Source organism: Corynebacterium sp. HMSC056F09, from assembly GCF_001815785.1.
In the GTDB taxonomy this organism is placed as follows: domain Bacteria; phylum Actinomycetota; class Actinomycetes; order Mycobacteriales; family Mycobacteriaceae; genus Corynebacterium; species Corynebacterium hiratae.
The window spans coordinates 1-13,805 of sequence record NZ_KV821941.1 but is presented as its reverse complement, the minus strand read 5'-3'; the positions used below and the strand labels follow the sequence as shown (position 1 = coordinate 13,805).

Sequence of the window (13,805 nt, the reverse complement as noted above, 5' to 3'; positions counted from 1 at the left end):
GCGCTAAAAAATTGAATTATTTGAACTCTATTTACCGTGGGCGTAGTAACCCAAGGCTTAAGCCTTAACCCGTCGACTCGTTCCAGAAGAAAAGGCTGGTCAGAGTTTTCTGGCCAGCCTAAGAGTCTTTTGCGAAACTACCCACCCACCTGCAACGACCCGAACCACAGCTATGGTTTCCGTCGGTTTCCGTTCCCGGTTCCGTCGGCAGGTGGGCCGGGGCGGTGTCGGAGGTGGGGGCACACCACGTGGTTCGTCCCCAGTCCTAGCCCCTATCCGCGAGAGGGACAGGATAACGCCACGACCGGAGACACACCCCGCCGCCAAAGTCACAAGCAAGTTTATGTTGCTGGAGGTCTACGCGACGTGCTTAGCGCATACGCTGTGACAGCCCATAGCGCGGAGCCAAAACCACCGCGCCCCTTGTTTAAGGAAGAGCCTGATTACTCGGGGATCTCGCTGAGTTGGGCCTCAATCCGATCCAACCGCTCGGTGATGTTGCGTAGATGCTCCACGATGAGTTGGTTGGAACCATCGATCGCCGTCGCCGTTTCGCGTCGTGCGCTGGTGACGGTGCGTACCACCCAGACGGTAAGAGCAACGAAGATCGCGAGTGGTAATGCGGCGGCGAGGATGACAAGAAATACGGTAGCGGTAAGTGTCACGAAGATTCCCTTTTCTGTTCTTGATTAATCAGGTGCCTAATGTGGTCTGGAGTTACTTCAAGCTGAAACGGAGCGACCCAGTAGTGCTTCCTCACTCGGCTCTCTCCGAGCTGTTCCAGGCCACTCTCGATGAGTCCAGCAGCTTCCAAGCGGTTGAGGTGCTGGTAGAGCAGTGGCCGAGACATCCCGAGTCGGCGGGCCAGCTCACTGACATGGGTCGAATCCGTCTCTAGGGAGGCGATAATTCGCAACCGAGGCTCACTTCCAAGAGCACTGAGCATCTGAGCGAGCCGTGCTGCGTCCATCATCCCTCCGTATCGTAATCGAACGATGTCAGGTGTAAGTATATGCTTACAGTCAGCGGTGCGCAAGTTCTGCCGGGTCTGGCGGAGACGCTGCCCGACTTAAGACGTGGCCGGTGTCCCATCACGTCCCCTCTTCACCCTCCCCAAGAAGAAACCCAGCCGCAGCACACACCACAGCTGGGTTCCTTCATGGCTTACAGCGTAGCCAGCAGCTACAGCCGCTCGATGTCTACATCGCCATCGAGAATCCTCGGCTCTACCTCCATGTGGATCCCGCGGTAGGGAAGTAGTGCGCGGATAATGTCGTGGGTGATGTCGATGCCTGGAGATGGTTCGTCCCGCAAAAGGTGGTACAGGCTAGGGCAGTAGTCCACGCCGGGAAACTCGTCCTTTGCTTCGGGAACGCACCCGTCCGGGTCAAAAGTCGTGCAGCGAATGATCAGGTCGTCGTGGACACTATTGGGCAGATTGATGGTGAGTCCTGGTGTGGTGGCAGACATGTCTGCAACCGTGGCCTCGTTTACAGACCGGGTAAGCGGGATTAGGCCGCGGGCGGACTCACCGCCTTGGATGCGGGTGAGTCCCGCACGGTTTCCGTAAGTGTCGGCCAGGGTGACAAACGTGACGCGCACCGGGGCAGTGGCCACCGACATGGAGTTAAACGCGGTGAGGACGTTGATTTCGCGCTCGGTGATAAGCCCCTGCGGGCCTGTGAAGCTAATGACGTGGTTGTAGAGCGCGGCGGTGGACATGGACAAGATGGTGTCGGCCACCTGTTTTCCCTGTTTCAGGGTTTCGGTGACTTGGGCGAGGTCGTCTACCTCAAGCTCGGCGGTGAAGTACTGGCAGTACAGTGGTGTGCTCATGTCGAGTGTGGACATGGTTCGTCCCTTTCCTTTGAGGGTGTGAGCAGTGGAAATGTCAAGTGTCGGGCACGGTAACAGGTAGAAATTTGCGGATACGCAAACTGTCCGCGCGGTGGGTTGCCGATGTGCGAGGTATGGCAACAAGCCGCGTGAGTTAAGACAAAATTGCGGATACGCAATCGCGCTCGACGGTGGTCACGCTAGTCGGTGCGGGGTGTGGTTGAGGCTCCGCGCAGGTCGCGCACGTATCGGTTAGCCACAACCGGGGGCAGCGGATCTACATGTTGTGGTGGACATAGCTGTGGGCCACAAAGCGGGGCCTTGAAGGACTTGGTGGGTAGGATTAAGGCCGTGTCCGAGGCTCGCGCGGGGGTACTAAATATGGCATGTCCCTTTTTTGATCTCCACAACATGATGTGGTGGTTCGTCTGGTAGATGTTTGCGGAACCGCAAACATGCAGGCCATATAAGAAATTCCTGCGAAGTTGGCGGTGTGGGGCCACCTGCTTGCCAGATTGCAGATCGGCAAACAAGACTATGTGTAGCGGAGTGCACTGCGTGGCCTAGCTACGTAGCATCCACTACACCGCCCCATTCCACTGCGATCGTGCCGACGAAGGAAAGGCCCATGTCCAGTAACTACACCACCGCCGACTATGAGGCGATCATCGCCAACTACACACCACACGCCGTGCGCTCTGAGCCGTGGAGCCACGTTGCCGACTTCACCCGCGAGTGCGTGCGCGCACTTAACATCACCCCGGATAACACCAGCCGCGACGCACTGCGCAACACGCTCAACTGCGTGTCCAAGCTCGCCGCCTGGGTCTGGGTGAGCTACGGCGTGGTGACTGTCGAGACCGTCTTCCACCCCGACATCATCGGAAACTACTTCCTTGCCGGAGGTGGTGCAAAGCTCAGCCCGTCCACCGCAGGAACCCAGCGCTCGCTGCTGTGTCGTGTGGCGGAGGTGATCAACGACGACTGGAACCCTGACTACCAGCACCCGATTAGCTACGAGCCAACCCTTGAACCCTACGACTCTTATGCCTGTGACAGGATGTGGGATTGGGCCGAGTCGCAACCCACAGCTGCCCGCCGCCGCAACTTCACTACGGTGCTAGCACTCACGCTTGGTGCGGGCTTGCGCGCAGGAGAAATCTGCACGCTGCGCGGCAAAGACGTGCGTGTTGACGGCGACGGGGTGCTGCTGTTTCCGCACGGCTACCGCGGGGCTGGCCCGCGCGAGGTGCCACTGCTCAAGTCTCATATCGAGGTACTTCAGCCGGTCATTATGGCTACCGGCCCGGAGGACTACCTGTTCAGGCCAGGCCGCGACAACGAGAACGTCAGCCAGCTCTCGGCGTATCTCCGCCGGGTAACACCTAGTACATCGCCGGATATGGTGCCGGATACCCGCAGGCTGCGCAATACGTGGATTATCGACCGCATTGCAGCCGGAGTTCCCGCTGATGTGCTGTGTGCTGCGGCAGGACTGAAGTCCTTGCACCAGTTTGAGGACTACGTGGTCGAGGCCGGAGCTAACCGCCGCCATGCCTACCGGATTCTTTTGGCCGGAGGATCGACTCATGGCACCCCAGGTGGAGGCCTGTACGTGCTGTAGCTCGGCTCACGGAGACTTCCTGAGCTATCCCTAGCGATTGCACATCTGCAAAGTTGGATTGCGGATACGCAAAACTCGTCTCATGGCGCACAGACCGCACCAGGGACGAACCACCCTGTGACCTGCGGGTTTACTCATGGTCTGAGGTAAGAAGGCACCGCCACCTATTTCGTGGTGTAGGTGTGCTCACCTCGTGAGCCATGAACGACACCCATGTAACTCACACCCGCCTTACCAGTGTCGGAAACATGCAGTTTCCAACCCTCGGGTCACTGACTGCCGTATCGGTTGCTGCGATGGCGCGGCCACAAGGGCTTGCCTGTGGTGACCTCGATATTGGCAATGACACGTCCCGTCGGGATCATCTCGCCGCGGATGATTCGGGTGATGGTGGAGGTGGGGATACCGCAGGCCTCGGCCAAGTCTTTGGCACTGGGGTAGCTCCCGTCCAGGGTGAGTTTCTGGACGTTGCGGGCAAAGTCCTGCAATTTCCGCATGACCGGATCGTGGGCCTCGATATGGGCATTAGGCCAGTTGGCGTAACGCCTGACCGGAGCCTCGGCGGGAAGGTCGGAAGCCACGAGACCACTTCCTTTGAACAAGAAGAAAAAGACGAACCACCTAAGTCTAAATACAATGAGGTCTACGCTGTGATCGACACACTGACGACACGCGGATTACTGCCACCTACAACTCCTACCGTTGAGCGCAACCGCAAGCGCGTGCTCGCCACGTACTTTTGCTACATGCGCGACCGCTGGTACGACGACATCTCCGTGGACGGCTGTATCTACCTGCTGCGCGATGGCGGAAAGATCCGCACCTACTTACAAGCCCGTACAGCGGATTTATCCAAATCCAGCCTCAATGCCACCCGCCGCATCCTCAACCGCTGCGCAAGCCATGTCATTGGCCAAGAAGGCGCGCTGGAGTGGGCAGAAGAATTACCGGAGGTCTTTTACCCGGCAGCTACGGCTCCGCGCCGCGCCTACAACGCCAGCGAACTTATCCGAATCAACGACTGGGTTCACTCCCGCCCCCGCCGCGAGTCGCGGCGCGTGGCCTGCATCATCGTGTCACTGGCTTTAGGTGCTGGCATGTCCACCGAGGAAATCTATCACTGCCGTTATGGCGACTTCACCGACTTTGGCACAGTGCTGGCGGTTCATGCACGCGGTGGTCGTGGGCTAAAGCCGCGTACCGTTCCGCTGACTGCACCTTTCGACGACCTCATGCGCCAAGTGCTGCATGGCGTGGGCGACGACCGTAGAGACGAACCACTGGTAAAACCCAACTCGGCGCGCCGCCGCAACGATGCCACAGGCCCACACCTGATTGCTGACTTCATCCACAAGACCAGCCAGAACCCATCGAGTACCGGCCTTGCCCCGACACTGCCCAGGCTGCGCTATACCTGGATCGCTACTCATGCCGCCGAGCGCGTGGACTTTAACCATCTGGTCTATGCCACCGGAAGCATCCAGCCCTTCCAGGACACGTTTCACCACATGATCGTTGAATCTGGCGCGCTCACCGAGACCGAATACCGTGAGTGGATCAGCGGCAACAGGGACGAACCAGACTACCCGCCGCTTCGAGTCGTCGAACCGAGAGCAGGAGGCGAAGTCTAGGTGGCCCACTTCAACACCACACCCACCCCGCTGCTTCGCCTGGATGGAGCCAGCGTTTCCTGGGCATTGACCATCATCGACCGCACCGACATCTGCCACCATCTTGACACCTGGAGGCGAGTAGACGGCTACGACCCCGCCAAAGGAGGCAGGCCTAAATCCGTTAACGACCGCACCATCCTTGCGCTCTACCTGATTCTGGCGCGTTCTGGTCAACCCATGCATTTGACCACCATGACGACGCTCCTGGCCTCGCCTGATACGACAGACAAGGCTTTAGAACTCCTTAACCTGCCCAGCCGCGATAAGGCACGACGGGTAGGTGACTTTTACGCAACCCAGCACAGCAACTGGTACTACCGCCTGTGGCGTGCGCTGCACAGCTTCCTTGATGTCGTTGACCCATTCGACAACATCCCGCACCGGGCCAGGCTTACCCGTGCTGAATTCAACCGGCTGATGGACGAACAAGACCCTGAGCGCCGCGAGGAAAAATGGCAGCGCGCCACCTACGTGTTCAATGAGCTAGTTATGGCAAGTACCGAGGACATGCCCGAAGAATACCGAGCCAACTGGCAGGGAGACCTCACCCTAGACGGAACACTTATTCCAGGCGTGCGCCGTGGCAACAACCGATGGACGAACCGACCGGACGATCTCATGTCCTCCGAGCCGGAGGCAGGCTGGTACTCCCGTGACGAGCGACAAGAAACACATGGCGAATCAAACCGAAAGCGAAACGCCAAGCATGTGTGGGGTTGGGAGGCCACACTTGTTGCCGGAGTCATCCGCGACCAAGGCCCATATGCACAGCCACACCTGATTATGGGCATGGCCTTCGACCGGCCCAGCCACAACCCTGCGATCCGTGGGTTGGAAGCCATGCGGCATTTAACGGATGATCCTGAGACACCTAAGGGCACAGTGGTGGGCGATCGTGCTTACTTCGCGGTGGCTAAGACCAAAGACTTCCATGAACCACTGCGCAAACTCGGCTATACCCTGGTGGGAGACTACAGAACCAATCAGCTGGGAAAGCGCGGATCCTATGAAACCATGGGGTTAGTTGAAGGCCACTGGTATTGTCCTGCCATGCCGAAACCTCTGGTGGAAGCCACCGAAGACTTCTATGCCGGACGTATTGATGAGGCCACCTACAACCAGCGGATCAACGAGCGCCGCGCCTTTGCCATGCGGAGAAAAGGCAAGAAGCTCTCCGGTGAGAGCCAGATGTTTATGTGTCCGGGACGAGGTAAAGGAAAGACACTGGCATGTCCCTTGGTGGAAAAGAGTCAGCGCCAGGACGCGAGAGACAGAGGACTACCCTCCATCTCCGGGCCAAATCTATCTACCGCGCGCAAGGCAAAAGGAAAGTGCTGTACCAATAAGGTCTCGGTAACCATCCCGAATAAGGAGGGAATGCGCTACCGCCAAACTGGCCCTGCTTTTAAGACACCGGAATGGAAGAAGGTGTATGGCACGTGGCGCAATGTGATTGAAACCCGCAACGACTATGTAAAGAACAATCGTGGTGGTGCTGCTATTGGTGACCATACGAGAAGACCTGTACGCGGTTTTGCTGCGGCCTTCTTCTATACAGCTCTTGGTGTGGTCGCGGCCAATGTATCTATGATTCGGCGTTTTCTTGGCCGGGTGGATCGGGATGAAAAGACTCCGCCTCCTGACTCTGGTAAACCTGTACCGCCGCGCGATCCGGCGCGCGAGAAGGCAAGCCCGAACGCGCCGCCTGCGCGCGAGGCCGCTTAAGACCAACTGAATACTTTTATCCATCTAGCTCGGAAAACCGATATGGGGTTCCGGGCTAGAAGTGTGATGTCTAGCGACTTTTTGGACACGGAGTCCAGGATGTTTTTGGACGGGATGTCTAGTGGCTTTTTGGACGTTTGCGGCGGTGGAATAGCCGGATGGCTGGGCCTGGCCCCCGGAAAGTAGACACGTCGGGGGTTAGCTATGAAGTGTCCCAGGTTTTGTTCCGTTTGAGTAGATGGGAAAATCTGGAACATGCCAAGAAAATTTGACCAGGATGCAAAGGACCGTGTGGTCCGTCTCGTGGAGGACCGCATCTTGGCGGAAAGCATGTCGATGCATCCCGCGTGCTAGGCAGTAGCTTCAAAGTTGGGGGTTTCATGGCACACGGCTCGTCTATGGACTTAAGCCTGCTCGTCGTGCGGGAAACATCCCAGAACCTGTTCCTGAAGATTTGGCTACCGAAAATGCCAGGCTACGCCGCGAAAATCAAGAGCTTCGAGATACCAACGAGTTGCTGAAGGCTGCGTCAGCTTTTTCGCCTCACGACCAGGCCCCAAACGTTAAGAAATGATCCGGTTCATCGATAAATACCGGAATCATTTCTCTGTCGAGTTCATCTGCACCGGAGTTGAAGATTAACCGGGCTGGTGGGTTTATCACCTCGCGTGGTTATCGCCAGTCCAAAGCCCGTGGGCTTAAGTGCTCGTCGCCTTCGTGACGCTGTGCTGATTGAACGCATTGGTGCCATTCATCGGGATAATTACGGTGTCTACGGCGTGCGGACAATGTGGCATGCGCTTGACCGTGACGGAATCGACATCGGTCGTGAGCAAACCGCCCGGCTGATGCGCCTAGCTGGTGTTTCTGGCACAGGCACAGGCGGATCACCAATCACAACCCGTACACCTCAACAGGCCGGATCTGCGCCCGGATTTGGTCGAGCGTGAGTTCAAAGCCCAAGGCCTTAAACAAGCTGTGGGTGGCCGACATTACCTACGTGCGTACGAAGAAGGGTTTTGTGTACACCGCGTTTGTCACTGACGTTTACTCCCGGCGGATCGTCGGATGGGCATTATCGGACTCGATGCGCACCGAGGTATTACCGCTGCAAGCACTCAACCAAGCGATTGTGAGCGCGAAGGAAACAACAGGCCTTATTCACCATTCGGATCACGGCTTATAGTACGTCAGCGTTGTCTACAACCAGCGTCTCGCCCAGCACGGGATTGCCGCTTCCACTGGGACCGTCGGTGACTGAAATGACAATGCTCTAGCTGAAAACGTTAACGGCTCTTACAAGAATGAGCTCATCCATACTCGCAGGTGGAATGATGTTGTCGAGGTAGAAATCGCGACGTTCGAGTGGGTGTCATGGTGGAACGAGGTAAGGCTCCACCAAAGCCTGGGATATCGAACCCCAGCCGAGGTGGAAACCGAATTGTGGAAGAAGAACCCGCAACAGGGAATAATAGAAATCAAGGAACATGCCTAGGAACAAAACTCGGGGCACTTCAAGCCCCTTATATGGCTCTGGATGTGGTGATTGCTGCAGAACCGTCATCAGTAAGGGTGACTTTTCCATCTACGCGGTAGACTTCACGCAACATTTTTGCGGTTAACACGTCCTTAGCTGCTCCGTGTGCGTATACAGTGCCCGCGTGGAGTACCGCAATGCGGTGAGCGAAGCGCGCTGCTTGTGAAAGATCGTGCATCGAAACCACGACCGCCGCGGGTGCTTCAGCTGCATAGGCGCGAATATGCTCCATGAGGATGAGCTGATTTCTTAGGTCAAGAGCGCTGGTTGGCTCGTCCAGTAGTAATGCCTGCGGCCGGCATACGATGGCCTGGGCGAAGCTTACTAATTGACGCTGGCCGCCGGAGAGCTGGGACATTGTTCGGGATTCTAGGTCTTCTAGCCCCAGCCGCGTGAGGACCGAGCTGACTCGGTCCTGTGTGGATGTGGCTACCCGTAGTCCGCTGAATCCCGTCCGGGAATGCTGGAGTGCCAGAAGTACCGATTCGAATACGGTAAGGGTGCTTTCCGGCGGGGGATCCTGTGGCAAATATACTGCCTCGGGCCCAGTGACGTCGCCGCTGAATCGGCATAGGTTAGCCATGCAGCGCAGCAAAGTCGACTTACCAGCGCCATTAGGGCCGACGAGGGCGGTGACGGTTCCAGCTTCGATCTTTGGGAGACATACGTCATTCAGTATCTGTTCGTCTCCATGGGAAAAGCACAGGTTATCTACCCGGAGTGTGGGTTCTGGCGGAACCGTGGGCGGTTGTTCCACGAGGGGGTCCTTTCTGGGGCAGGAAGTACTGGGAGAGGCGATCATTAGGTTGAGGAGACAGTTCGGGGGCGGCGTCGCAAAACAATGAGGACGACGAACACGGGAACGCCCACAATCGCGGTGATGATGCCGACAGGCAGAATCGCCCCAGGCTGGATCAGCTTGGATACCACTGAGGCTGAGGTCAGCAAAAGCGCACCTGAGATGATGGACGTGGTGAGGAAGAAGCGTTGGTCCTCACCAACGAGCATCCTGGCGATATGTGGGCCGACGAGTCCGATGAAACCAATTGTCCCGGCCATCGAAACGGCAGTTGCCGCCATAAGGGAGACTCCCACCAGCGTGTACGTGCGCAGCTTTGGGATATTGATACCCATGGACCTAGCGCGGTCGTCGCCCATTCGAAACGCGGTCAGCGTCCACGCATTGCGGTAGAAGTAAGCAATTCCGATTAGTGAGATGACCGCGAGAAGGCCGATCTGAGGCCACGTAGCGCGCGTAAGGCTGCCCAAGGTCCAGAAAACCACCTGCTCTAATTGGGTCTGCGAGGCGAGGTACTGCATTAGCGCTAGTAGAGCATCGAAGAGGAACACGATGGCTATGCCCAGCAGAATCATTCCCTCGGTACCAGAGCTCTTTGACCGAGAGAATAGGACGATCACCGCACAGGCCGCGAGGGCGAAGACCCAAGCACTGCCCGCCATTCCCAGCGCTGCCCCGATTCCCGCCGCGGTGAATCCTGAGACGGTGGCAAAGGCTGCGCCAAAGCTCGCAGCGGCGGAAATGCCCAGCGTATAGGGCTCTGCCAAGGGGTTATCCAAGATGGTTTGCATCTCTGCGCCGGCAGCAGCGAGGGTGCCACCGATGAGCACCGCTGTGACGGTCATAGGCAGACGTATATCAAAGATGATCTGCCAGTCAATTGGGCGGGAATCGCTGGGGTGAAAGAGCACGTAGAGCGCCTCATTTGCGTTCAAACTGCTGCCGATGAGGAAATCTATGGCAATGGTGACGCATAGCAGGGCCGTAAGCCCTGCGATGATCGCTACCTTTCGCCTGCTAGCTGTTCGGTACCAGTTTGACCGGGGGCGTTGCCGTTGCGGGGTAGAGTTTTGGTCGTCCACCTCGCTTCCGGTGGCAATTGATTGCGCTCGTGCTCCGTGGCTCATGGCAAACCAGTCCAGAAGGTGCCGCTAGCCTCCACAGGGAGGAATTTTTCATGTAGTTCTTCCAAATCGGCCTGCGGGTCGACATCGGAAAACAGGTCGGGGTGCATGGCTTTGGCAAACCACTCGATGGCTAGGTAGTTGTATGGGGAGTCGTAGAAGTGATGCCACGCAGCGTAGGCCCGCTTGTTCTTGACCGCCCGCATTTCCTTAAGGACAGGTTGCCCGTCAACAACGCGTTGGAAGTCTTTGGCTGCCTGTTCGGTGGACTCGTCGTAGCCCAGGGGTACAAAGCCATTCTTCTTTGGCTGCTGCTTGGCGCCGGTCCAGTCTGCGCCGGTGGCGATGATGACGTCTGGGTCTTTTTCAGCTAGCGCCTCGGGAGAGACTTGCCCCTGCTTGGCGTCGATCATATCGTCGCCCACGTTTTCGCCACCCGCTGCGTTAACAATTTGGGCTAGGTTGGACTTAGCGAAGGTAGAGCAGCAGTCGAAGTAGCCGGGAGCTCGCCAGAGGAAGGTCGGTGTGGGGGTGGCCTTGGCTTTTTCTAGGCGCTCCTGAACCATGTTCACCTTGGACTCATAGAACTCGGCATACTCTTCCGCTTCCTTCTCGTGGCCGAGTACCTTGCCGAGCAAGCGCACGCTCGGTGCGGTGTTCTTCACCGGGTCGGTAAAGTAATCGACGGTAACCGTGGGGATTCCGGCCTTTTCTAGACCGTCTACGATGCCAGCATCCTGGGCGGCTTCGAAGCTGCTTGCGGAGACAATGAAGACATCTGGACGGGAATTCAAAGCTTGCTCAACGGACATCGAGCCGTCGTAAACTTCACCAGTTTGCTCAATATCTTCGATCTCTGAGAATTTCTGTTCGTACTTCTTGTACGTGCCAGGGTCGTTCTGCTCCAGGTCATCTGGCCAGGCAACGATGCCCTGGAGCGGGTTTTCTTTGTTGAGGATGGATGTCGTGTAAAGCATCCGTTGCCCGCCCATGAGGACCCGATCGACGTTCTTCGGGACCTCGACTTCGCGCCCGAGAATGTCGGTGATCTGTTGCTTTTCTCCGTCATCTGCGGTCTGTTGTTCATCGTTAGTGCTGCAGGCAGCGGTCATAAGGAGGGCAGTGGCGGTGACGGCTGAGGCGACTACGCGGGCCATTCGGTGGTGAGGGGCGCGTGGGGTTTTAAAACCGCGAGCCCTAGTTGTCGTGAGGGACAAGGCAATCCTTTCTTCCAAGTGGATCTATTAGGTTAGCCATACCTTTGTTTATCTACAAGGGGTGATGAAACTTTTACCCCCTAACATTCCCGTTAAGTCAGTTCATTCAGTCGGCGGGAATATGTGCGTAGCAGCAGTACCGCCGTGGTTGCGAAACCCATGATGAGTCCTAACCAGACGCCATATCCTTCCCATCCGAGGAGCTTTCCAAATATCAGAATCCCGGGGACGCCAACCAGCCAGTACCCGACGAGGGTGCAGCGTAGCCCTGAGGTGGTGTCTTTCAGGCCTCTCAGTAGGCCCACTGCCACGTTTTGGATTCCTTTGGCGAACTGTTGCAGTACCGCGAGACATAGGAGCAGGACGGCAATGTGAAAGGTGGTGGGATCTGCCTCTTTTAAGAAAGGATGCAGTACCCACCTGCCCAACAGAAGCCACAGCGCGCCCATTATTCCCAGATACGTGACCACGACGAACAATATGCGTCGGGTAATCTCGCGCACTGAGTCGGCACTCTCGGCCCGAGCCCTTGTGATCAGCACCGAGCCGCCGTGAGAAAAGCCGATGCACACTTGGTAAACGATGTACGCCAGTTGGTTCACAATATTGTGCGCCGCTAGCATCTGTGGGCTAAAGGTCCCCATCACTAAACCGGCGATGGTTGTTATTGCAGCCTCCGAGCCATAGGTCAGACTGACTGGTACCCCGAGGCGGACGAGGCGGCAGATAGTCTCCCCATCTCCTTTACACGGAAGGATGTGGAAATAGGGCTGTAGCTCGGGAATGCGCAGTACCACAATCCGGAAGGCCAGGAAGGTAAGCAGTTGGATGACAGTTGTAGAAAGCCCGATGCCCGCTACCTTCCAGTGATCCGAGGCTGCCCATGTCATAAATAACCAGTTCAATGCGATATTTATAAATATCGATATCAGCGTGATGGTTAACAGGGAGCCGGGTTTTCGCATGCCCACGGCGAATTGGCGCAGGACGTTGAGCCACATCATCGGGACTAACCCGGGTGCGAGCGCAAGGGTCATGGCGAAGGTGAGTTGGGCAACGTGCTTGTCGATGGGCAGAACAAGGACCAATCCGCCTAGGGCGATGACCAGTAACGCGCCGAGAATTGCAGTGCCAGTGGCCACCGCGAAGGAGGAGCGCACAGCCCGCCGGATCTGTTCTGCTCCCGCCTCGCAATTTTGACAAGAGGTTTTCTCTTTTTCCATTTTTGCTGCTGCTTCAGCCACAAGATTTGCCCCGGCCGTCACCATGCCCACGCACATCGTGCGGATCTGGTTGTAAAGCTGCATCGCTAGGCCGCCGCCGGCTATCGCCAGTACGCCCACGGACTGCAGCATCAATACGTCCGTGGTGGTCAATGCAACTCCGGCGAGTTGTACTCCAGCGATGGGAAGGGAAATTCCCAGAACTTCGCGATATTTCCGGATGGATTTCAACCTCGCAGCCACCTTCAACTTCGGACTAACATTCGTCTCGGCCCTCGCTTCTCATCTTCTAAACCTCGCCCATTTTGGCGGCTGGTCTCCAATGTGCTGCGGTTTCTAGCGGTAGATACGCAGCACATCCGATTCATTTGCGGCCTCCAGGCCGTTGAAGCGAATGGCGCTGCGATACATCTGCACCAAAGTTGCAATCGGACGCTGCCGTCTGCACCATGGAAATTAGTGGTTCGCCCCTGCGGATTCAGCTGGTGCTGGCCGATGCCCCAGCGGTACCACCGTTGGTTGAGACCGAATCCCGTTCAGGGCTGGTGTTTGCAGCGGCAGAGACTCCCTTCGGAAAGTATAAAGATTATACCTAGTTTAGGTAAGGCTACCATAATTGAAGATTTCCACTTCAAACACTTCAGGTGGAAGGAGTGTGAAGATGGATAGGAGAGCTATGCTGCTTGAGTCAGTGTAGCTGATGTGAGTGCTTCGAAGGCATCGGGGGCTAGAAGATTGCACCAGGAGTGCCGTCTGCGCGTGTTGTAGCGCATGCACCATCGAAAGACTTCTTGGCGGCAGGTAATGGGATTGTCAAAGGCTTTCCGATCACGCAGGACTTCACGCTTTAAGGTGGCGTTAAAAGATTCTGCCAGGGCATTATCGGCACTCGTTCCCACTGCTCCCATGGATTGGCGCACGCCAAGCTGGGCGCAGTGATCTTGAAATGCTTGTGAGGTGTACACACTGCCATGATCAGAATGGAAAATTACCCCTTTAAGGCTTCCACGGACTTTCCTGGCATGAGATAAAGCTTCGATAACCAGC

General features: G+C 56.9%; 12 protein-coding genes and 1 pseudogene. 4 read left to right on the top strand and 9 right to left on the bottom strand.

All coding sequences use genetic code 11. The annotated features are described in order from the left end of the window. Nucleotides 1–443: 443 nt before the first annotated feature. The 3 genes from HMPREF3056_RS07625 to HMPREF3056_RS07615 form a co-directional block, all read right to left on the bottom strand. On the bottom strand, nucleotides 444–665 hold the full coding sequence (locus HMPREF3056_RS07625) for a hypothetical protein (RefSeq protein WP_005323143.1): 222 nt from the start codon (nucleotides 663–665) through the stop codon (nucleotides 444–446). Next, nucleotides 662–946 (bottom strand): ArsR/SmtB family transcription factor, encoded by a 285-nt coding sequence (locus HMPREF3056_RS07620; protein WP_230310978.1) that lies wholly within the window; start codon nucleotides 944–946, stop codon nucleotides 662–664. The genes HMPREF3056_RS07625 and HMPREF3056_RS07620 overlap by 4 nt, the downstream gene beginning before the upstream one ends. A gap of 236 nt (nucleotides 947–1,182) precedes the next feature. After that, on the bottom strand, nucleotides 1,183–1,851 hold the full coding sequence (locus HMPREF3056_RS07615) for a hypothetical protein (protein WP_005323141.1): 669 nt from the start codon (nucleotides 1,849–1,851) through the stop codon (nucleotides 1,183–1,185). 613 nt (nucleotides 1,852–2,464) lie between these two features. Here HMPREF3056_RS07615 and HMPREF3056_RS07610 point away from each other — a divergent pair. Next, nucleotides 2,465–3,460 carry a tyrosine-type recombinase/integrase gene (locus tag HMPREF3056_RS07610; RefSeq protein ID WP_070456053.1) on the top strand — a complete coding sequence of 332 codons (996 nt, stop codon included), beginning with the start codon at nucleotides 2,465–2,467 and terminating at the stop codon, nucleotides 3,458–3,460. A gap of 269 nt (nucleotides 3,461–3,729) precedes the next feature. Here the strand turns inward: HMPREF3056_RS07610 and HMPREF3056_RS13055 are convergent, their stop codons facing one another. Beyond that, nucleotides 3,730–4,041 (bottom strand): helix-turn-helix domain-containing protein, encoded by a 312-nt coding sequence (locus HMPREF3056_RS13055; protein ID WP_080971166.1) that lies wholly within the window; start codon nucleotides 4,039–4,041, stop codon nucleotides 3,730–3,732. A gap of 69 nt (nucleotides 4,042–4,110) precedes the next feature. Here HMPREF3056_RS13055 and HMPREF3056_RS07605 point away from each other — a divergent pair, with 69 nt between their 5' ends. The 3 genes and pseudogenes from HMPREF3056_RS07605 to HMPREF3056_RS13340 all read left to right on the top strand — a co-directional run bounded on the left by HMPREF3056_RS07605 (nucleotide 4,111) and on the right by HMPREF3056_RS13340 (nucleotide 8,353). Further along, a complete protein-coding gene (locus HMPREF3056_RS07605; protein ID WP_083317795.1) occupies nucleotides 4,111–5,091 on the top strand; it encodes a hypothetical protein in 981 nt (326 codons plus the stop codon). Next, the gene (locus HMPREF3056_RS07600; protein WP_070456055.1) at nucleotides 5,092–6,858 is read left to right on the top strand and encodes a hypothetical protein; all 1,767 of its coding nucleotides are present in this window, start codon (nucleotides 5,092–5,094) and stop codon (nucleotides 6,856–6,858) included. A gap of 255 nt (nucleotides 6,859–7,113) precedes the next feature. Beyond that, nucleotides 7,114–8,353 (top strand): annotated as a pseudogene (locus tag HMPREF3056_RS13340) (IS3 family transposase). Between the two features lie 28 nt (nucleotides 8,354–8,381). Here HMPREF3056_RS13340 and HMPREF3056_RS07595 read toward each other — a convergent pair. From HMPREF3056_RS07595 to HMPREF3056_RS13035, 5 genes are all read right to left on the bottom strand, one after another. Continuing rightward, nucleotides 8,382–9,197 (bottom strand): ABC transporter ATP-binding protein, encoded by an 816-nt coding sequence (locus tag HMPREF3056_RS07595; RefSeq protein WP_049156256.1) that lies wholly within the window; start codon nucleotides 9,195–9,197, stop codon nucleotides 8,382–8,384. Continuing rightward, a complete protein-coding gene (locus HMPREF3056_RS07590; protein ID WP_080975109.1) occupies nucleotides 9,197–10,321 on the bottom strand; it encodes a FecCD family ABC transporter permease in 1,125 nt (374 codons plus the stop codon). Before HMPREF3056_RS07590 ends, HMPREF3056_RS07595 begins: the two co-directional genes overlap by 1 nt. Beyond that, complete coding sequence (locus HMPREF3056_RS07585; protein ID WP_049156259.1) at nucleotides 10,318–11,475, bottom strand: ABC transporter substrate-binding protein; 1,158 nt, start codon at nucleotides 11,473–11,475, stop codon at nucleotides 10,318–10,320. Before HMPREF3056_RS07585 ends, HMPREF3056_RS07590 begins: the two co-directional genes overlap by 4 nt. A gap of 152 nt (nucleotides 11,476–11,627) precedes the next feature. Continuing rightward, the gene (locus tag HMPREF3056_RS07580) at nucleotides 11,628–12,989 is read right to left on the bottom strand and encodes an MATE family efflux transporter (RefSeq protein WP_231732355.1); all 1,362 of its coding nucleotides are present in this window, start codon (nucleotides 12,987–12,989) and stop codon (nucleotides 11,628–11,630) included. A gap of 443 nt (nucleotides 12,990–13,432) precedes the next feature. Continuing rightward, nucleotides 13,433–13,805 (bottom strand): integrase core domain-containing protein (locus HMPREF3056_RS13035; RefSeq protein ID WP_141759857.1); only part of this gene is annotated, 373 nt, incomplete at its 5' end.